Source organism: Enterovibrio qingdaonensis, from assembly GCF_028683135.1.
In the GTDB taxonomy this organism is placed as follows: Bacteria; Pseudomonadota; Gammaproteobacteria; order Enterobacterales; family Vibrionaceae; genus Enterovibrio; species Enterovibrio qingdaonensis.
In genome coordinates, this window is record NZ_JAJUBB010000002.1 from 149,200 (window position 1) to 169,783 (window position 20,584).

At 44.4% G+C, this 20,584-nt stretch carries 19 protein-coding genes; 14 read left to right on the plus strand and 5 right to left on the minus strand.

Annotated elements, in window-relative coordinates; genetic code table 11:
- Nucleotides 1–2: 2 nt before the first annotated feature.
- The 5 genes from LRP49_RS03630 to LRP49_RS03650 all read left to right on the plus strand — a co-directional run bounded on the left by LRP49_RS03630 (nucleotide 3) and on the right by LRP49_RS03650 (nucleotide 4,298).
- Nucleotides 3–1,223, plus strand: coding sequence for an FMN-binding protein (locus LRP49_RS03630; protein WP_274140305.1), 1,221 nt, complete (start codon nucleotides 3–5; stop codon nucleotides 1,221–1,223).
- Nucleotides 1,220–1,438: a hypothetical protein gene (locus LRP49_RS03635; protein WP_274140307.1), complete on the plus strand. Its 219-nt coding sequence runs from the start codon at nucleotides 1,220–1,222 to the stop codon at nucleotides 1,436–1,438. The genes LRP49_RS03630 and LRP49_RS03635 overlap by 4 nt, the downstream gene beginning before the upstream one ends.
- A gap of 81 nt (nucleotides 1,439–1,519) precedes the next feature.
- Nucleotides 1,520–2,395: a helix-turn-helix domain-containing protein gene (locus LRP49_RS03640; RefSeq protein ID WP_274140309.1), complete on the plus strand. Its 876-nt coding sequence runs from the start codon at nucleotides 1,520–1,522 to the stop codon at nucleotides 2,393–2,395.
- A 338-nt stretch (nucleotides 2,396–2,733) separates the two neighbouring features.
- Nucleotides 2,734–3,756: a DUF2314 domain-containing protein gene (locus LRP49_RS03645; RefSeq protein WP_274140310.1), complete on the plus strand. Its 1,023-nt coding sequence runs from the start codon at nucleotides 2,734–2,736 to the stop codon at nucleotides 3,754–3,756.
- 158 nt (nucleotides 3,757–3,914) lie between these two features.
- On the plus strand, nucleotides 3,915–4,298 hold the full coding sequence (locus tag LRP49_RS03650; RefSeq protein ID WP_274140312.1) for a DUF2541 family protein: 384 nt from the start codon (nucleotides 3,915–3,917) through the stop codon (nucleotides 4,296–4,298).
- A gap of 69 nt (nucleotides 4,299–4,367) precedes the next feature.
- Here LRP49_RS03650 and LRP49_RS03655 read toward each other — a convergent pair whose 3' ends face one another.
- Complete coding sequence (locus LRP49_RS03655) at nucleotides 4,368–4,904, minus strand: MerR family transcriptional regulator (protein ID WP_274140314.1); 537 nt, start codon at nucleotides 4,902–4,904, stop codon at nucleotides 4,368–4,370.
- 202 nt (nucleotides 4,905–5,106) lie between these two features.
- Between LRP49_RS03655 and LRP49_RS03660 the strand changes: the two genes are divergently transcribed.
- Nucleotides 5,107–6,474: an MATE family efflux transporter gene (locus LRP49_RS03660; RefSeq protein WP_274140316.1), complete on the plus strand. Its 1,368-nt coding sequence runs from the start codon at nucleotides 5,107–5,109 to the stop codon at nucleotides 6,472–6,474.
- 102 nt (nucleotides 6,475–6,576) lie between these two features.
- On the opposite strand, the gene LRP49_RS03665 is transcribed toward LRP49_RS03660, so the two are convergent.
- On the minus strand, nucleotides 6,577–7,608 hold the full coding sequence (locus tag LRP49_RS03665) for an extracellular solute-binding protein (protein WP_274140317.1): 1,032 nt from the start codon (nucleotides 7,606–7,608) through the stop codon (nucleotides 6,577–6,579).
- A 536-nt stretch (nucleotides 7,609–8,144) separates the two neighbouring features.
- Here LRP49_RS03665 and LRP49_RS03670 point away from each other — a divergent pair.
- Nucleotides 8,145–9,473, plus strand: coding sequence for an anaerobic C4-dicarboxylate transporter (locus LRP49_RS03670; RefSeq protein ID WP_274140319.1), 1,329 nt, complete (start codon nucleotides 8,145–8,147; stop codon nucleotides 9,471–9,473).
- Nucleotides 9,474–9,836: 363 nt separating this feature from the next.
- Here LRP49_RS03670 and LRP49_RS03675 read toward each other — a convergent pair whose 3' ends face one another.
- The 3 genes from LRP49_RS03675 to LRP49_RS03685 all read right to left on the minus strand — a co-directional run bounded on the left by LRP49_RS03675 (nucleotide 9,837) and on the right by LRP49_RS03685 (nucleotide 14,076).
- Nucleotides 9,837–11,120 carry a HupE/UreJ family protein gene (locus LRP49_RS03675; RefSeq protein ID WP_274140321.1) on the minus strand — a complete coding sequence of 428 codons (1,284 nt, stop codon included), beginning with the start codon at nucleotides 11,118–11,120 and terminating at the stop codon, nucleotides 9,837–9,839.
- Between the two features lie 60 nt (nucleotides 11,121–11,180).
- Nucleotides 11,181–11,783, minus strand: coding sequence for a VOC family protein (locus tag LRP49_RS03680; RefSeq protein ID WP_274140323.1), 603 nt, complete (start codon nucleotides 11,781–11,783; stop codon nucleotides 11,181–11,183).
- Nucleotides 11,784–12,123: 340 nt separating this feature from the next.
- Nucleotides 12,124–14,076, minus strand: a complete 1,953-nt coding sequence (locus LRP49_RS03685; RefSeq protein ID WP_274140324.1) for a sigma-54-dependent Fis family transcriptional regulator — start codon at nucleotides 14,074–14,076, stop codon at nucleotides 12,124–12,126.
- Between the two features lie 332 nt (nucleotides 14,077–14,408).
- Here LRP49_RS03685 and LRP49_RS03690 point away from each other — a divergent pair, with 332 nt between their 5' ends.
- Genes LRP49_RS03690 through LRP49_RS03720 form a run of 7 tightly spaced genes read left to right on the plus strand, consistent with a single transcriptional unit; the run spans nucleotide 14,409 to nucleotide 20,269 of the window.
- On the plus strand, nucleotides 14,409–15,395 hold the full coding sequence (locus LRP49_RS03690) for a thiamine pyrophosphate-dependent dehydrogenase E1 component subunit alpha (protein WP_274140325.1): 987 nt from the start codon (nucleotides 14,409–14,411) through the stop codon (nucleotides 15,393–15,395).
- A gap of 26 nt (nucleotides 15,396–15,421) precedes the next feature.
- Entirely contained in the window at nucleotides 15,422–16,444 is a 1,023-nt protein-coding gene (locus tag LRP49_RS03695; RefSeq protein ID WP_274140326.1) for an alpha-ketoacid dehydrogenase subunit beta, read from the plus strand.
- A gap of 2 nt (nucleotides 16,445–16,446) precedes the next feature.
- On the plus strand, nucleotides 16,447–16,686 hold the full coding sequence (locus tag LRP49_RS03700; protein WP_274140327.1) for a biotin/lipoyl-containing protein: 240 nt from the start codon (nucleotides 16,447–16,449) through the stop codon (nucleotides 16,684–16,686).
- A 2-nt stretch (nucleotides 16,687–16,688) separates the two neighbouring features.
- Nucleotides 16,689–17,357 (plus strand): 2-oxo acid dehydrogenase subunit E2, encoded by a 669-nt coding sequence (locus LRP49_RS03705; RefSeq protein WP_274140328.1) that lies wholly within the window; start codon nucleotides 16,689–16,691, stop codon nucleotides 17,355–17,357.
- 2 nt (nucleotides 17,358–17,359) lie between these two features.
- Nucleotides 17,360–18,142, plus strand: a complete 783-nt coding sequence (locus LRP49_RS03710; RefSeq protein WP_274140329.1) for a lipoate--protein ligase family protein — start codon at nucleotides 17,360–17,362, stop codon at nucleotides 18,140–18,142.
- Entirely contained in the window at nucleotides 18,090–18,665 is a 576-nt protein-coding gene (locus LRP49_RS03715) for a gluconate 2-dehydrogenase subunit 3 family protein (protein WP_274140330.1), read from the plus strand. Before LRP49_RS03710 ends, LRP49_RS03715 begins: the two co-directional genes overlap by 53 nt.
- 23 nt (nucleotides 18,666–18,688) lie before the next feature.
- Nucleotides 18,689–20,269, plus strand: coding sequence for a GMC family oxidoreductase (locus LRP49_RS03720; RefSeq protein ID WP_274140331.1), 1,581 nt, complete (start codon nucleotides 18,689–18,691; stop codon nucleotides 20,267–20,269).
- Nucleotides 20,270–20,584: the final 315 nt, after the last annotated feature.

Sequence of the window (20,584 nt, forward strand, 5' to 3'; positions counted from 1 at the left end):
ACATGAAAAATAAGAAACCCGCTAATCGAAATAAGAACCTTGAGAAGGTATTGAGCGTCGCTTCCGTGATTGTTCTGATCTTGGCTTGGTTTCTTGGTGGGCTGCGCACCAACAATTCGCAGACTCAATTTTTTGAAAGTATTACAAACAGGGGAGAGCAAATCGTACAGGTTAGCCCTCAACTGTATAAAGTCGTTCCACAAGGCGATAACGCCGAACAGTTGGACGCACTAAAGTGGATTAGCTTCGGCTCAGGCATTGGCTACGGCGGCTCACTGACCATCGGCGGCGTGTTTATGCCGAATGGTGACGTGCAAACCATCTCGCTGCTTTCTTCTAAAGAAACCTCGTCTTACTTTGAAAAAGTGGTCGAAGATAAATTGCCGGAAGCCTTGCTGGAACAAAACATTCGAAAAGCCTTGTACGTAGATGGTGTCTCGGGAGCTACCTTGACATCAGACGCCTATTCCACGGCATTGAACCAAGCAGCCGATCCTGTTCGACAGCAGCTATTTAGCTATCAACTGACTGAGAAAGCGTCGCCTCTGTCCTATTTCAAATGGCTAGATGCTGCCGCGCTTTTGTTCTTCGTTGCTGCCGTATGGGTAAATCAGACTCGCTCACCGCACAAAGCGAAAATGAATGCGGTTTTGCTGGCAGGCTCGACGCTGGTATTCGGCTTCCATGCTGCGGCCTTGTATTCTGCGTCGACAATGGGCGGCCTGATTTTCGGTTCTTGGTTGACAGGTGTTGCGAACTACACGCCGTTTATTCTGCTGGTACTGAGTATTGGCTACATCCTTTACTACAACCGCAATGTTTACTGTCAGAGCTTGTGTCCGTTTGGTGCAGTTCAACAGTGCTTGGCGAAAGTAGGTAAGGCGAAGGCATCGCCGGTACGTCATACCTTCTTTGTGTGGATGCCGCGCGTATTGCTGCTCGTCACTTTATGTATGGGTGCGTACTTCCGTAACCCAGCAGGTTTTGTCTACGAACCTTTTGGTATTGCTTTTGGCATGATTGGCGGTATGTACCTTTTCGTACTGACCGTGATGATCATATTGACCTCATTGATCGTTCGCCGTCCGTGGTGCCAGAGCCTTTGCCCAATTAACGCAATGACAGATTTCATTGTGTTCAATAAAAACTGGTTCAAACAAACGCAAAACAAAGCGAAGAAAAAGAACCGTCAACCGCGTGCGCGTAAGGAAGGCTCAGAATGAGGCAGAAACTCTCGTTTGTTTTCTTTTGTGCGGCGACAGTGCTGATATTGCTGCAATTGATGTCTAACGTCATGGAACTGAGTGAGGAGCAAAGTGAAAATCGCCTCATTCATACGGTTAGCCGCCAAATCGATGTTAAGCCTGTAGCGGTGGTTGAAAAGCCGAAAGTAGATTTTAAGCAAATGGCGCAGGATATGCAGGAAGAAATGTACTGATTTTCTTCGCATGAGTGGCACCGAAAAACAACAATAATAATATCGGCACTTAGGGATACCTAAGTGCCTTTTGAGCTTTGCATGACCGAAAAAAATATCCCCGTTGAACGTATGCGTTCAGAAATGGCACTGGTGAATCCTAATGGTTTTAGGATTTCCGAATTGTATGCAGCAAGAGGTGTGGAAGATGTTTCCCGGCCTCATAGACTGAATTTTAGTGCCTTGGTATTCGTGACCGAAGGGGAAGGCGTTCACTACGTTGATCACCAAATGTATGTGTTGAAGCCGGGAACGTTAATCACTATTGGCCGCAATCAAATCCACGGCTTTGCGCAATCGCGTACCGTTGACGGGTTCGTGATCCCGTTTAATTGTTCATACCTGTCAAACGGGCCGGGCGACCCACATGTTGACGTAATGCTGGATGCAATTACCCATATAAACCGCATCGCTGATGTAGGGGAAGAAGTGGATGCAATGATTCATCTGCTCGCAGCTGAATTTTCATCAACGTCAGAATTTAAAGCTGAAATCATACGCGGTATGTTAAGAGCGGTGCTGCTGAAGTGTGTTGTGCCACAATACTTAGCGACACAAAGCATGCCAGTAAAAACCAATGCACATACCGACTTTGTTCGCCTCAAACAGTATATCGAAGCGCACTTTGCTGAGCGGCCATTGACGACAGAGATTGCAACCGCGTTGGGGAAAAGCGTTAAGCAACTGGACAAATTAGCCCGTTCAAACACGGGTGACAGCGTGAAGGATTTGGTGGATGACCGCGTGCTGGTGGAAGTGAAACGTTTGTTGGCGTTCAGCCAATACTCAATCGCTGATATCGCTGCAAAACTCGGCTTCAATGAAGCTACAAACATGACGAAGTTCTTCAAACGACACACAGATATTAGCCCGAAAGACTTCAGGCAATTGTGTCGTATGGGGTTGTGCAATAGATAGTTAACGCTACTTTTTTTTCAGGTTTTTACATTATGTTTCAACGAATGCGTTTTATACCGTTTTTTTTGATTTTGGTATTGTGTCCGAGGCTTCTTTGGGCTTCTGAGAACCAATCTGATAGATATATTCACTTGAGTGCTGTTTTGTACTTCTATCCAGAGAAGGAAATAAAAAAACCTGCCATCCTAGAAAGTGTATTTGCCGAAACAAGAAAAATAGAAAATTTTGATGAAGTAAAAAGTATCAGTGAAATTACCTATACGTATGAGTTTGTGCCCGTTACAAAGAACAGTTTTACAGTGCCGAATGTTGAGTATTTACGCAACTTCAGCAGAGGTATGACAGAATCCCAGATTGATTTGGTTCAGCAGTCTGAACATGCAGTTTATATTCAGGTTGGTTACCCCATTGACGAAGTCTTCAAAGGCGTACTTACTTTCAATATCAACCTTTATAAATATGCGCAAAAAACAGGTGCAGTTATTTGGGACAGTGAGACCAGAGAGCTATTTTCACCAGAAGCATGGAAGGAGAAGCGTTTAGCGGCTTGGCTAGAAGATGGTATTCCTTCTATCAGTGAGCAAACTGTTATCCACGCGTATGAGGGAGACATTGGCATACGTGCGATAAGCTTGGGGATGCACAAATTCGATTTGCCCGATATTGTCGTAGATAACTTTGAATGGTCAACAAACTCTGCAATGGCTCACCTTATCAACCTCACTGGTCAATCTATCATGGAAGGGACCAAGATCAGTGATGACGATAAAATCCTGTTAGATATCGAAGCATTGTCGAATACCAAACTAAAACGAACTATCTCTCATTTCACAAGTGATGACGCGATTAAGCGTCTTGATATCGAATTTGCAGAAGGTAAATGGGAAGAAGGTGACCCCGAAAATTACCTGATTGAGTTGAAATTTAACGACCATGCAGGCTCCTCATTGTCAGAAAAGCAGGCTTTGGCATTGAAGACCTTGTTTGGCTATGACGGTGAAGCAATGATGGTGAAACACAATCAAAAGATTGAAGAAGCGAGTGAAAATGCCAAGAAAAAGCTCCCACTCATTTCAGCATCGTTTAATAAAGGATTAGCACCTGGTGAGTCCATCCACGTCAAAGCACCATTTTCCACAGACAGTGGCAGTACAGAGTGGATGTGGGTTGAAGTAACCCAATGGAAAGGAACTAAAATTGAAGGTGTTTTGCGCAATGAGCCTATGGATATCGATACTCTGAAGTTAGGAGCCATGGTAGCAATCGATCAAAATGATGTGTTTGATTACATCCATTATCGTGCAGACGGTACCGTTGAAGGCAATGAAACACAGGTTTTGCTTAACCAAGCAAGACAGTAATCGCCATCACATAGGCTCGTCATTCGTGATGAATTCAGTCCTTAAAAAGCATAAAAATTTGCAGGAAATTGTCATTCAATTATCAGACTCGGAATACACTCCGCCACGTTCGAGGGCGATCCCTCCAAGTAAACTTGATTGACTGAGATTTGATCACGATGAATAAAAAAACGCTGCTCTCTGTAATGTGCGTTTTAACTGGCCTGATGGGTGTTTCTTCTGCGGCACATGCAGACGACAAATTCACATTGGGAAGAACAATCCTGCTTGAAAATGCCAATCATGGAGCTGAAATTCCATTGCTGGTTTGCCGTCGTACCGACGCGATTCAAGTAGAAGCAAGAAAAGATCTACACCTTCGTAAAGTGGTGGTGACGTTCAATAACGGTGAGACCAAAACCATCCGTTTCCATCGCAACGTCAAAGAAGACAAAACGACGGATTGGCGCAAGTTCGCGTACAAACGTTGTGTGAAGAAGTTGGAAGTCTTCGGTGAGTCGAAAAACTCGTCGGCGGGTGTGCGTGTTTATGGTCGTAGCTAACGGCTTAAGCAATCACGCTTAAACAAAAAAAGAACCCCTGCGAATGAGCAGGGGTTCTTTTTATCTGACTTACGCCTTTTGTGTTGGCTGTTGTGACCATTGACGGATTTTCTTCACTTCAGCATCATCAATACTCAATGATTTCAGAAAATCTTCGTGACCTTTTGGCTCCATCTTTTCAAATTGAATGTGCCAATTGTGCATGTCCTGCTCAGAGAAACCTGCAGCTTCCATAATTGCTGCCCAGCGATCTTTATTAACCATGTCTTGCTCCGATTGAATGTTCTGTTCCAGTAGCAACACAATCGCCTTTTGCTGTTGTCGAAGTTTCTTAATCTCCAACTCCAACGCATTGAACTGCTCTTTAAGAACAACCTCCTGCGTGACTGTGTCGTTGTGTTCCAACAAGCTGGCAATCTCGCTAACAGGCAAACCATAAGCACGATAAGCGACGATAGTTTCTAAGCGCTTTATTTCGTTGTCGCCATACCATCGGTAGCCGTTATCAGAACGGTTGGTAGGGGTGATCAATCCCGCCCGTTCGTAATACAACACCGTGGTTCGGGAAATTCCGATTGTTCGAGCCAATTGCGTGACAGATAGCATGATGAACCTTGTTTGTCGTTGGAACAGGTCGGAGTATCAACCCGACACTTGTAGACGGGTCAACAACGAAATTATACCTGAGGAGTCTGAAGGTGCTAAATAGACCGATATCTATCTAAGGTTGAATGAAACGTATCAATATGACGCTGAAAATAAGGCCAAAATACCCCGCCTAGAAATACAAGACGTAACAAGGATTGTTATGAAACCCTACAAAGATATTTTGTTTCTCGCGATTCCAATCGCCCTTCACAGTGTGTTGTTTGCCAGCCTTGGCTTTATTGACACCTTTATGCTTTCAGCGTTAGGTGGTGATACGGTAGCCGCAGCGGGCATTGGTTCACGCATACTCTGGTTTGTGTCCAACATCATGTTTGGCATTGCGGGTGCAACCACCATTTTCTGCGCTCAACATTGGGGCGCGAAAGATAAGAAAAGCCTGAGTGTTTCTTTGCACATTGGCATGCTTCACGCGATTGTTGCATCGGTTGTATTGGTAATCTGCGTGCTGGTTTTCAAAGAGCAAATCGCGTCCTTGATGACGAACGATAAAACGATTGCCGCCCTGGCGGGCAACTACATCCAAATTTCCATTCTTTGTGTTCTGGTCACCAGTTTATCGGTAATTTGGGGCGCAGGCCTTCGCGCGATTCAAAAGCCAAAACTGATCCTGTATTTGTTCGTGTTTGAGTTGCTGCTGAATGTGTCTCTCAATTACTTGCTGATCTTTGGTCACTTCGGTTTTCCTGCAATGGGGCTGGAAGGGGCTGCGTTGGGTACTTTGATTGCCCGAGCATCATCCACGCTCATTCTCTTCTTCTACGTGCATGCGTTCGAACGTGTGTTGAGTCTGTCTAAAGCCTCGTTTGCTGCGGCGCAAGCGAAAGCGAAAAACATCGCGTTCGTGAAAATCGCGTTGCCAATCATCGGTGGGGAAATCATCTGGAGTGGGGGGATCACGGCGTATCACACCATTTACGGCAACATTGATAGTACTGCGCTGGCGGCAATGTCGATATTAGCACCAGTCGAGATCCTGTTGGCTTCATTTAGTTGGGGCTGCGCAGCGGCGGTTGGCGTATTGGTGGGCGAGAAGATTGGTGCGAACCAATATGATGAGCTCAGTGTGTATATCCGCGCAGGATTGATATCTTCCGTCGCGGTGGGCGGCTCCATCGTCGGAATATTGTGGGTTAGCCAAGATCTGGTCGTTGGCTTGTTTGATGGCGTTGAGCCAGAAGTATTGGATGCCGTTTACTTGCTGCTGCCGTTCATCTTGGCGTCTATCTTCCTTCGTTCCGTTACCATGACGGCAATGTCAGGGGTGTTGAAAAGTGGGGGAGATACCAAGTTCGCGATGTATCTGGACATGGTGGCGCAATGGTTTGGAGCCATTCCACTGATGCTGATTCTGGCGTTCTGGTTCGAGTTACCGGTGCAATATGTGTATGCCGCGGTGTTGCTCGAAGAAACACTCAAGCTGATTCCGGTCGCACTGAGAATACGAAGCGGGAAGTGGATTAAAAAGCTCGCTGAGACAGAAGAGGCTATGGAGCCAATGCCTGCATAAGCAACGTGGTTTGTAAGTCTGTTCCACTTACAAGTTGCAAAAAAACACCCCTAGGCCAGGGGTGTTTTTCTTTTTAATTTTCTGTCTAACGGGCGGAGTAAATTACTCGCCAGTTTTCAGACGCAGGAAGTAGTTTTCGTACTTCTCAGTCAGGTCGCCAACCGCGTCTTGCCACTCACCACGGTCGATGTCTTCTTGTGGTGGAAACAGGGTTGGGTTGTCTTTGTATGCAGAGTTAGATTTCTCAACTGCCGTCAGGTAACCCGTGTCAGCACTGATTTTCGCTGCAATGTCTGGGCGAAGCAGGAAGTCGATCATCTTATGTGCCGCTTCAACGTTCTTCGCGTTCTTTGGAATGGTCAGGCTGTCTACCCAGAAGATACCGCCTTCTTCAGGCCATACCAATTCAATTGGCAGACCTTCACGTTGCGCTGCTGCCGCAGAGCCGTTCCAAAGCATGCCCAGACCCACTTCACCTGACAGGTAAGGGTTTGCTGGGTTGTCAGAGTTGAATACCAATACGTTTGGCATCAGTTTCTTCAGCTCTTCGTACGCTTCGTCGATTTGCTTAGGATCGGTCGAGTTACCCGAGTAACCTAGCTTACGCAATGCAATGTGGAACACTTCACGCGTGTCATCCATCAGCATGATCTGACCTTCCAGCTCTGGGTTCCATAGATCGGCCCAGCTCTTGAAGTCATCAGGGTTGTACATGTCAGTGTTTACCGCCAGACCCGTCATCGCAATAACGTGTGGAATAGAGTAGTCGTTGTTCGGATCAAACGGTTTATCAAGATAGTTCTTATCCAGCTCAGCAAAGTTGCTCAGCTTGGTTTGGTCAATCTTCTGGAGCATGCCTTCATCGCGCATTTTTGCAACGAAGTAGGTAGATGGCACGACCAGATCATACCCATCTGGATGCGTTTTCATTTTTGCGTAAAGGGTTTCGTTCGACTCGTAGGTAGAGTAGATAACCTTAATGCCCGTCTCGCGAGTGAACTGTTCTCTCAGTTCTGTCGAGATGTAAGGACCCCAGTTAGCGAAGATGAGTTGATCATTAGCTGCGATTGCAGACGAAGAGAAAAGAGCAGCTGCACACGCAGTGCTGGCCAGAATTGAAGACCATTTTTTCATTAGCGGTTTCCACCTCCAAAGGCCCGTTTGATGGGCGCATTAATCATGTCAGAGAGACAACAAGTTCTCTGCGTATATATCGGCAAAGCCGAATAGGGTTTTCGACCAATTCGCTAATAGGGCGAAAGTGTCGAGAAATCTGGTTTCCGCGCGTTCAAAAGACGTTCGCGCCCGAAAAAATTGGCGCGATAGTACAGGGGGAAATTACGGCGCGCAACAAAAATGAAACGTCTCAGACGCTTAACCGCTTTTTTGTTCACCGTTTCATGCCATTGAACGAAAAGAAAACTCTCTAAATTGGAATATTTACCACCTTCACGTTTTCACCGGGTGGTATTAACCAAACTCCTTACAGCCGATAGCGGCGTCGTTACATCTTTGATGTATGTTCATTACTAACAAGCCAGCAAATGTGTCGAGCCTCTTATTAAAAAACTTCGAAAAATTAACAAATTAGGAGTGTGACCTAGTGGTGTTTTTTGGACACCAGAAAGGCTGACAATATTGTCAGTTAGTTAATTTCTAGGGGTTATTACATGTTGTATTTGGAGTTTCTTTTCCTCTTGCTCATGCTGTATATCGGCTCCCGATATGGCGGCATTGGCTTAGGTGTTGTTTCAGGTATTGGTCTGGTTATCGAAGTATTCATATTCCAGATGCCACCGACTTCACCGCCTGTGACGGTAATGCTGATCATCTTGGCGGTCGTTACGTGTGCGTCGATCCTTGAAGCGGCGGGTGGTTTGAAATACATGCTGCAAGTGGCTGAGCGTTTGCTGCGTAAGAATCCAAAACGTGTGACCTTGATTGCGCCGTTCGTGACATATGCCATGACTTTCCTGCTGGGTACAGGCCATGCTGTTTACAGCATCATGCCAATCATTGGTGATGTTGCGCTGAAAAACGGAATTCGTCCTGAGCGCCCAATGGCGGCAGCGTCTGTTTCATCTCAAATCGCGATAACCGCATCACCGCTATCAGCGGCCGTGGTGTACTACCTAGCGCAGCTTTCGGACATTCAAGCTGACATTACCTTGATGTCGATTTTGTTGGTGACCGTGCCAGCGACCTTGTTCGGTACCTTGTTGACTGCGCTATACAGCATGAAACGTGGTGTGGAGCTGGAAGATGATCCTGAATACCAAGCGCGCATGAAAGATCCAGAGTGGCGCGAGCGTATTCTAAATACCACTGCGACGACCTTGAATGAAACACTGCCGACGTCTGCGCGTAATGCTGTGTTGATCTTCCTGTCATCAATTGTGGCGATTGTGGTTATTGCGATGATCCCAGAGATCCGCACCATTGGTGATGCGGCGAAACCGATCAGCATGTCCGTGATCATTCAGATGATGATGCTGTGTTTTGGTGGTGTCATTCTGCTGGCAACGCACACCGACCCACGCGACGTTCCAAACGGTGTGGTGTTTAAATCCGGTATGGTGGCAGCGATTGCGATTTTCGGTATCGCGTGGATGTCAGACACCTACTTTAAATATGCAATGCCACAATTTGAAGCGGGCATTCTGGATATGGTAACAACGTACCCATGGACATTCGCGCTGGCACTGTTCATCGTGTCTGTGGTTGTAAACTCGCAAGCGGCAACCGCACGTATGTTGCTGCCTGTAGGTTTGGGCTTAGGCTTAGAGCCTGCACTCTTGATTGGTTTAATGCCAGCCGTGTACGGTTACTTCTTTATTCCTAACTACCCGTCAGATATCGCAACTGTAAACTTCGATACTTCTGGCACCACTAAAATCGGCAAGTGGTACTTCAACCACTCGTTTATGTCGGTGGGCTTGATTGGTGTCGTCGGTGGCTGTGTGATGGGTTACATTTTGGCGCAGATCATTATTGCCTAATAGCTACCTTTTCGTTTGGAAAGCGTCCTCAGAGTAGGGCGCTTTTTTGTGGGTAACGCCCATGTATCGCGGGAAAGCATTCGAATAGCGGTTGGTTGTCGTTGTCTTTAAACCTTATGGGTTTTACTAAAGCCTACAACCAAGTGTGTAAATTAGGCAGGAGTAGGATTAAAGAGACAAGCTCTGCCATTTTCATCGGTTGAATCCCAACCCAAAAAACTACGATTCGACAAAATGTTTGTATTACCGTACGACCAATAAGGACGCCCTATAGAGCGTCCTTTATTGTTGTGGCGTATAGTCAGACTTTCATGACCAACTTGCCGCTTATGGCGAATTTGAATGATCATCCGTCAATATTGTTTACGCCAATAGCAAGAAGCTCCGTTCTGAGACCCAAAATATAGACAGAAGAATCGCAGTCAACGACAGCCATTTGGGAAGCTGCAATCGTTGAAGAGGGTCGACCCATCGATTAAAGAGCAGTAGAACAGCAAATATCCCGTAGATGACCAACTGTCCAAATTCGATTCCAAGGTTGAATGCAAAAAGATCCAAAATGTTCAATCCACCAGCCTCGCCGACCAGTTCGTTAAGAACAAACGAAAAGCCGAATCCATGAATAAGCCCGACAAACGAAATGGTCAAGTAACCAAAGATCTCTTGGCGTTTTAATATCACCGCAATCGCTGCATAGAGGATAGTGAGGGCGATTAAAATCTCAATGGCAGGTATAAACCAAGTACCTACTGGTATCAGCCCATAAAGACCCATAGCGAGCGTGATTGAATGTCCGATGGTAAACGCCGTGGCACGCTTCAGTGTCTGCAGCCAGCTCGTTGAGGCAAGGGCAATAAGAAGCACAAACAGGACATGATCAAGACCAATAAGAATATGGAACACCCCATTACCCAATTGATGGGTGAATGCTTCTAGAGGCCCGCGCTCTGGTTCAAATTGAAGATGCAATGGACCGATTGAGCTGTACGTACTTGATGTGCCTTCTTGGGAGTGTACTTGTACGATATTCGCCAGTTTTTCAATGGCGTTTAAGTGAATGCCTAGGTCGCTATCTATCGTATAGCTGTCATCAAAGACAGCGAAGGGAACGAACAAGCGAACATCAATACTGCTTTCAAACAAATTACTCGCATCAGCGTCTACCACAATGTCACCGCGGGTAAAGGACTGTTCAGCGAGTTGAAGTGAGCTAAATGGTTTCCGTCGGTCGCTGTTGAAGATGTGGACATGGGTGACTTTCATTGAGTCCTGCGGGCGATTGGCATGCTTAAGGGTATAGTTATCCGTCACCAACTGGCTAAACACGGGAAATTGCTGCTCTATTGCGCTTGTATCAACGATATATTGCGTGCCTTCCTCTGTTTGTTTCTGATACGTAAAGGGAACATTCTGCAGAGAGTCAAAACCTCTCCATGATGTATCTAATAACAATAAGGGAAGCGGCATTCTTAATAGAATCTGTAAGCCGCCTTGTTTTTCTGAAATATGAATAATTCGAGGTTCAAAGTGTGTGAAGTGGGCATAAGCATTTTGAGCACTCATCAAGAACAGAAACAAGGCCACTAAGATGGTGGAGACTGCGAATTTATAGGCGAGATATATTCCTTTGTATGTTATCGCTCTCATAGAGGTATTCCTTAAAAAGCAGAGGCGAAACAATCACCTCCGCTTTGTAAAAATGGTTAATTAATAACGGGGATCCCACATTCTGTTTTTGGTTGTTTTCTCGTAGCCCTGACCGTATGGGTAACTAACAATTTCCAATTGCATGCCCCAAGGCGCCATAAAATAGACCCAGGTTAACCCTTCCATACCTGTATCTGTAAACGTGTGGGGTTTCGCAAGGATCTTCACCCCTTTACTCTCCAGATAGCTGACCGCAGCATCCATATCGTCTACGTAAAAGGCGAGATGGTGACCACCAATGTCACTGTTTTTCGGGCCTGTAGTGTTTTGGTCAGGAGAGGTGTATTCGAAGATCTCAAGGGAAACGCCGTTACCGCAACGGACAAGATGAGCGATGTCGATAACAGCCTTTTTATGCACGTTTAGGTTCTCTGTCATCCAATCATCGTCGAAAGGGCCAAAAGGACCGATGGTGTAAAAAGCCTCGCAGCCAATAACATCGACGAAAAAGTCTACAGCTTCCTGCGCATTCGGCACGGTAAAACCAAGATGTTGAGAGCCGCGCATACCTGGAATACCGGCTTGGCTGGGAAGAGACATAACCAATGCTAAAAGCGCACCAATAAAAGAAAATGAATATTTATTTATCCGTTTTGTTTTCATATCAATGTATCCTTTCATAAATAAATGGCATCTAGTGACCTAAGTCAAAGTGATAGAGAGCAACAAATATGCCAAACCCAGCACCATTTACTTATTCTCTATTCGTAACTGATTTTTATATTATTAAACAGGGGATTACATGAATGGATGTTATTTTTCTTTATATGTCTAGGATGAATTAGATAAGTTTTTTTAGGAGGGCTGACACACAGTGTTTCACGCATTGCTACACTGCGTATCAGCGTTTGCCACGGTTAGAACAAGGCAACTAATAGCTTTATATTGGAAAGGTAAGTGTTGGTTTTAAAACTGTGCATTGGTCGCTTTGCACCCTTGCCAACTATTCATCAGCCAGAAGATTGTATTTCTTTAGTTTCCTATGCAAAGTTGAACGGCTTATGTTAAGCACCTTAGCTGCACGGGTTACAATCCACCTATTTTCCGCTAGGGTTTCGAGTATTTTATTAACTTCAAAAGCCTCACTTGAAGACAGATTTGAGTGGTCGACGTTAAGTGACAATGCGGGGGTGAGTTCGTTCGTTTTCGGCGCTTGCTTAAGTAACAACTCCTCAGGGAGATCATCCAAGTCAATTTCACTCCCTTCACACACACACATCGCATACTGAAGAGCACTTTTTAGCTGTCGTATGTTACCCGGCCAGTGATAATCACATAGCGTTCTTATCACTGATTGACTCAACGTAAATTCTTGCTTAAAGCCATCGCTTATTTGTATCTTTGCCACCAGTGAATTGATGATTTCAATTTTATCGCTACGTTCTCTAAAAGCAGGTAGCTCTATATTCACCCCACTTATTCGATAGTAAAGATCTTCTCTAAACTCTCCTGTTGAAATCAGCTCTTTAAGATCTCTATGAGTCGCACAAATAACGTGAAGTTTAACTTTTACTGGTTCGTTTTGTCCTAATGGGGTTATCTCACTTTCCGCTATTACCCGCAGTAATCTGGCTTGAAGCGCTATTGGCATATCACCTATTTCATCAAGAAAAAGAGTTCCTCCATCACTAGCGAGAATTTTCCCTACTTTCCCGCCCTTCAATCCACCAGTGAAAGTCCCTGATGTGTAGCCAAACAGTTCACTTTCAATGAGGGACTCTGGTATAGAAGCACAGTTAAGGGTGATAAATGGCTTATCTTTTCTGTCACTGCTCTTATGGATTGCTTTAGCCCACACCTCTTTGCCAGTGCCGGTTTCACCGTGAAGGAGGATGTTGATTTTGCGATTGATGGTTCTTAAACAGATAGATGCTTTTTGAACCAACTTTTCATCTTTACCCGCGCACTTCATCAGCTCGGTGTTTATCTTTGAATTATCGACTGATAGAGGCTTTCTTTTCGTGTTTCTAGCCTTACTCTCGTCTTTAGGCAATACGTTAGCTAGCCACAATCCATAACCATTTGGTGAGCCATGGCACCTTACTGGTTTAACATTTCCAGACAACACCTCGTTAATCTCAATTCCAAATAGTGAACTAATTGAAAAGCCGATAATTTTGTGTTCTTGATTGACATTAAATATGGATAACGCAGAAGTCGTAGCCGCACACACCACACCTTCATAATCGACGGCCACGAGAGAATTGCTCTCACTACAACTTCTTGATTGCTCAGACAACAAAGCAAAAATAAGATATTCGGGAGAGTATTTCTTTTTAAAAAGTAAGGTTTCCACTTTGTTGGCTGTTTCACACACAGTGTTCAGTGCAAATCCTTGCAGCCGTTTATTCCCTTTAGCAAATGATGAAACGTCTAGAACACCGAATATTTCTCGATCAGGGCCTATTAGTGGAGCAGCAGAACACGTGAGATGCTTAAACGAGTTAGAGAAATGATCGCCTGCAAATACGGTCAAAGGGCGTCGATTTTCCAAACACGTACCCACTCCGTTGGTACCCGCGATAGACTCTAGCCATATGGAACCATTCCCTAGATTCTCGCCACAGAGTTCTTTGGCTACGTTTGAATCTAAATACCTCTCTACGACAACGCCTTTATCATTGGTGACCAAAACACAGTAACCCGAACTTTGCGCAGTTATGCGCAGTTTATCTATCAACGGCATCGCATCGATGAGATATTCAGTTATCCGCTCTTTTTCTTCTTTTAGTTCTAATCCGCTAACCCTATCTATAGAAGGAAGTTGGTAAGAATCAAGGTGATGCACCTGATCACATCGGTGCCACGACGTTTTTATGTCGGAAACACCCGAAGAAGGTTTACGTACCATAACACGTTCAGAATTTGCATTAGTTTGCCTTGGATAACTTCTCATATACCCATCCTTTTCGTTTTCAGCTTAATCCATTTAGCTAGTTAACTAGATAGCAAATCAGATTTATTTATCAAGAATCCATTAACAAAGTAATTACATAATCTCAGCTTTGATAATCAATTTATTATATGAATCATAGCGTCGCACCTGTTGCGCCACACTGTCGCATCTCCCTGTGTCAATATTTATTTGCTTCACCAAGAATAATTTAAAAATACATATATTTCATGAAGATAAAAATTGGCTTAAGTCTTGCTATTTGCCAACTGCAGGTTTCATTTATGGCCTGAAATAGAAACGAAAATATTAATAGTCACTAATGGAGAAATAAAATGAAGCCAAATAAAGAACAACAGTTGTGGATGTATGAGCACATGCTCATCAGCCGCTACTTTGAGGAGTGTATTGAAAAAATATACATGGAAGGAAAATCTCCGGCATTCAATATGGCAAACGGTCCAATTCCAGGAGAAATGCACCTGTCAAATGGACAAGAACCTTGTGCTGTTGGAGTGTGCGCCCATTTGACCGTTCAAGATGTCGTTACATCAACACATAGACCCCATCATGTTGCAATTTCTAAGGGGGTCGATCTTAAAAAAATGGCTGCAGAAATTTTTGGTAAGAAAACCGGCCTTAGTGGAGGCAGAGGCGGCCATATGCACATCTTTGATGCGGAGGTGAATTTTTCCTGTTCAGGAATTATTGCTGAAGGCATGGGCCCTGCGGTGGGAGCTGCACTCTCACGACAGCTTTCTGGTAGACCCGGTGTCGCCGTTTCCTTTATTGGCGAAGGTGCTGTCAATCAAGGAGCATTCCACGAAGCGTTAAACCTAGCATCAATTTGGAAGTTACCTGTTGTCTTTGTCATTGAAGACAACGCTTGGGGAATATCAGTTTCAAAAGCTGACTCCACTGCGGTGCTAAAAAATGATGTTCGTGCTGCTGCATATGATATGCCCGGATATCACGTGTCCAATAATGATCCAAACGCAGTTTTCTCCGCTGCAGGTCGTGCAATTCAGAACGCACGTGACGGAGGCGGCCCTTCATTAATCGAGATCGAAACGTACCGTCTTGCCGGCCATTTTATGGGAGATGCAGAAGGTTATCGCCCTGATGGTGAGAAAGAAGCGTTGTTCACCAAAGATCCGATTCACAGAATGAAGTCCCAGTTAACTGAACTGTTTAATTGGACCGAAAGTGAGGACGTCGCATTGGTTGAGAAAACTCGTCTTCAGGTTGATGAGGCAATTCAATTTGCTCGTGACAGCGAATATCCATCCCCAGAAGAAGCATTAGAGAAAGTATTTGTTTAGAAATCATTCTTAAAGGACCTAGGAAGATGAGTCAGACAAAAGTTAAAGAAAGAAAACTCACCATCGCACGCGCAATGGCAGAGGCGGTCGCTCAGGAAATGAGAACAGATGATCGTGTATTTGTAATGGGTGAGGATATCGGTCAATTAGGCGGTGTATTCGGCAATACACGCGGTTTACATGAAGAGTTCGGCTCAAAGCGCATTCGGGATACACCAATTTCCGAAACCGCTTTTATTGGGGCAGCAGTTGGGGCTGCATCGGATGGGATGAGGCCCATCGTTGAGCTTATGTTTGTCGATTTCTTTGGTGTCTGTATGGACGCTATTTACAACTTAATGGCTAAAAACACCTATTTTTCCGGAGGTAATATCCCCGTTCCTATGGTGCTAATGACATCTACGGGCGGCGGCTACAGTGATGCAGGCCAGCACTCGCAGTGTTTACACGGCACCTTCGCTCACTTACCTGGTATGAAAGTGGTCGCTCCCTCTAATGCATATGATGCTAAGGGACTCATGCTCGCCGCCATTCGTGACCAAAATCCCGTTGTGTTTATGTTTCATAAAGCACTGCAAGGAATGGGATGGTTAGGTACTGAGCCTGATTCTGTTGTCCATGTTCCGGAAGAACAATACATGGTTGAAATAGGCAAAGCCAATGTGGTGAAAGAAGGGAATGACGTCACCATTGTTGGTATTACGTCTGGTGTCCACCATGGTCTAAAAGCCGCAGAGCAACTCGCTAAAATGGGCATCAATGCAGAAGTCATTGATTTGCGTTCGCTTGTTCCGCTCGATAGGGAAACCGTTCTTAACTCCGTATCCAAAACAGGTAAGCTCATCGTCGTCGATGAAGACTATCACAGCTATGGAATGTCTGGAGAGATCATCGCTTCTGTAGTGGAAAGTGGAATCGAACTTAAATCCCCCCCTCAACGAATCGCATACCCAGATATCCCCATTCCTTTCTCAAGACCAATGGAGCAGTGGGCACTACCTAGCGCAGAAAAAATCGTCGCCGCTTATGGAAATATGGAGAGCAAGTAACAATGAATACGGAAATCAAAATTGCGATTGATCTTTGGGAAGAAGATGAGGAAGGCGTTATTACAACCTGGTTTGTGAGTAACGGTGGTGAGATTGAAAAAGGTGAAGTTGTCGCCGAGGTAATGGTGCAAAAGATTCAATATGAGATTTTCTCACCAAGTGCAGGCCAAGTGAAAATTATTAAAAAACCCGATGAAACTGTAAATAAAGGCGACATTATTGGGTTGGTATCAGGAGATTAACAATGGGTGATCAAGTTATTCCTTTAAGAGGGGTAAGAGGTATGATCGCTGTTAATATGAGGCGCAGTCTCGATGAAGCCGCCCAGTTAACGCACCATGCCTCTTGTGACGTGACAAACTTACTTCAATACAAGGAGTCTCTGGGTCAAAAAGGGTTCAAAGTTTCCGTTGAAGACTTATTTTGCAAATGTCTTGTAGATGTATTGAAAGACTATCCTTTCATGAATGGGCACATCGAAGGAAATAATATTTATGTGAGTGAATCCATTCATCTGAGTATAGCCATCGCCCTAGAAGATAACCTCTTGGTTGCGCCAACTATCTTTGAAGCACAAAACTTATCTTTGATTGAGGTTAACCAATCAAGAAAGGAATTGGTTAAAAGGGCAAAGCAAGGAAAGTTGTCCATTGCTGAAATGACCAAAGGAACTTTCACGATCAGCAATCTTGGCTTAAGTCGAGTTGAGCATTTCACACCGATCATCAATATCCCACAAATTGCGATCCTGGGCATTGGTCAAACCGTAAAACGGCCTATCGTAAACAGCGATGGCGATATTGAAATACGTTCAGTTGTCGGACTTTCTTTGACATTTGATCATCGTGCTGTTGATGGAGGGCCTGCTGCAGCGTTTCTCTCTTCTTTATGTGAAAGAATCGAGCAGGTGTGAACATGGTTTTTGAAGAGCAGGTTTCTTTGGAAGTCATTGCCCCTAAACAAGGACTTTCACAAGAGTTGACCTTATTCGAAAGAGTGGCAAACAATGAACTTGATTGCGCGCTAACGATATGGCGATGCTCTAATTCTGTCGTTGTTCCTTATTCGATAAGTCAACTCGATACGTTTAGCTATGCCCAATCTTGCCTAACGCATAAAGGTTGGCCAGTGATAACCCGTCAAACTGGAGGAGATGTTGTTCCACAGTCACCAGGCTCAATTAACGTCGCATTGGTTTTCAAACTGGATAAAAGCAACGTCAGCATAGCGAAAAGCTACCAAGCACTTTGTGAGCCCATCATTCACGCATTAGAGAAGCTAGGCGTAAGTGCTACATGCTCTGCGCTATCAGGCTCATTCTGTAATGGCGATTACAACATTACGTCAAATGGTCAAAAACTAGTAGGCACTGCCCAGCGTCGAAAAAAGGTGAAAGGTTGCAATGAAATTGCCGTACTTGTACATGCGGTTATTTTATGCACAACAAATACCTATGAACTCTGGTCAATTGCCAATGAGTTTTACAATAAATGCAATATTCAAAAATACATCGAATTCACCAAGCAAACTTCAATATGGGAGTTAACAAGCGACCATGTCGAAAATGAATTTGAACTAATGAAAAACATCACTAGAGACATTTCAGATGAAATAAGAAAAAACATGATAAGCAAAGAGGTATCATATGAAATTCAACTTCAAAAAGAAAAAAGTACACTCTGTCATTCCTATCGGTAATAAGGAACTATCTCGAAGGAACTTCCTCTCCAAAGGCTCCATTGCCATCGCAGGTGCAAGTACATTTGTACTTGGGATAGGAGGTGCAGTAGTTCCAGCTCCTGCATGGGCAAGCAGTGCTATAGGTATGCATACCAGTAGCACTCTGTTAATCATGTCTCGAGATATATACCCTCACGATGATCTTGAAGATAAATATTACACAAGATTATTAATACCGATTGGCGAACAAGCAAAGAAAGATGAATCACTAAGGGGATTGTTGATTAATGGCGTTGAAGAGCTAGATAGGCTTTCCTTTGAAAAATTCAACAAGAAATACATAGACCTTAAAGAAGAGGAAGACAGAGTTAGTATTCTTCGCGACTACGAAAACTCAGCATTCTTTCAGAAAATAAAAGGCACCATGATGATGGGACTATATAACAGCCCTGATTTATGGCCATGGTTTGGTTATGGCGGTTCGTCATGGGAGCAGGGTGGATATATAAATCGCGGGTATCAGGATATTGATTGGATTTAACTAAATTATAAAAGGATGTAGTAATGTCAAATAAATTCAGACTAGATGACGACAGTTTAGTCGTTATCATCGGATCCGGTGCCGGTGGGGGCACACTGGCGAATGAACTTGCGCAGAAAGGTATCCGCTCCGTTGTTTTAGAAGCAGGAAAACGCTTTACACTCGGCGACATCGATAATGATGAGTGGGGAATGTTTGGAAAAATATCTTGGCTTGATAAGCGCATTTCAACTGCACCATCGCGCTTAGCCAAAGATTTTCCTAACCTGCCAGCTTGGATTGTAAAGGGTGTTGGCGGCTCAACTATGCATTGGGCTGGTGTTGCCATGCGATTCCAAGAACACGAATTCAAAATGAAAACAACCAATGGCGACATACCAGGTGCGAATGTTCTTGATTGGCCGATCACGTTGAAAGAACTTGAGCCTTATTACGTCCTAGCAGAAAAGAAAATGGGGGTATGTGGTACAGAATCAACAGGCATGCCTTTCCATGGGAAAAGTAGCCACTACAAAGTCGTCGAAGCTGGGGCCCAAAAGATCGATGCTCACTGCGAACAAGCGACATTAGCCATCAACACTCAACCTCGTGAAGGAAGACCGCCCTGCCAAGTGATGGGCTTTTGCATGCAAGGCTGCAAAATTGGTGCGAAATGGTCAACGATGTACACAGAGATCCCTCAAGCAGAAGCTACTGGGCATTGCGAGGTACGTCCTGAGTCCATGGTTTTAAGAATTGAACACGACAAACAAGGTAAAGTGACTGGTGTTCTCTACGCAGATAAGGAAGGCAATAAGCATTTCCAAAAAGCCCGTGTCATAGCCGTTGCAGCTAACTCTATAGAATCGCCACGCTTATTGCTTAACTCTGCCTCAGATATGTTCCCTGAGGGATTAGCAAACTCATCCGGTCAGGTGGGCAAAAACTATATGACGCATACTACTGGTGGTGTCTATGCAGAATTTGAAAAGCCTGTTCATATGCACAAAAGTACGGTCGTACCTGGCATTGTAAAAGAGTGGCAAGACAACGATCCCAAACGTGGCCACTATGCGGGCTACGAGTTGGAAATCCTGCACCTTGGCCTACCATTCATGTCAGCCTTTTTAAACCCAGGTGTGAGTGGCTGGGGAAGAGAGGTATCTGAATCGCTACGTAACTATGAAAAGATGGCTGGTTTCTGGATTTGTGGTGAAGATATGCCTGTTGAACAAAACAGCATTACGCTTCACGCGACAGAAAAAGACCAACATGGACTGCCTGTGCCTGTTGTGTATAAGGCTGATCATATCAACGATACCCGCATGCGAAATCATGCCTACCAGAAGTCAAAGGAGCTTTTTGAATCCGTGGGTGCCATTAAGGTCAGCAATTTGCCTGCTTATCCTGCTAGCCACAACATGGGCACCAACCGAATGAGCGAGAAACCTCGGGATGGCGTTGTTAACTCATGGGGGCAATCACATGATATTGATAATTTGTTCATCTCCGATGGCAGTCAATTCACGACGAGTGCAACAGAGAACCCTACTCTGACAATCGTAGCACTTGCAATAAGACAAGCCGACTACATTGCGACGTCCATGAAAAATAAAACCATATAAACTCCTAAGAGCCATCTGAGAAATGATGGCTCTTATTTTATCAATATTCATCAATCTTCTCGTGCATTTAAAAGCCACGTCGATAAATAACAACTCTTAAATATCACTTCATTTCTCGCAATAAAATTATAAACCTTAATTAATAGAATGTTAGTACATCTCACTTTATTTAAGATTATCAGAAATAAAGCGCTTTCATATGTGGATTCAGCAACACGCTGTCGCAATTAAGATGAAGCAGTAAAGACATTTTGTTGCACTAATTTAATTGAAACAAATTTCACACGGCTATCGCAAGGTGTTGTTTTTAAAGGT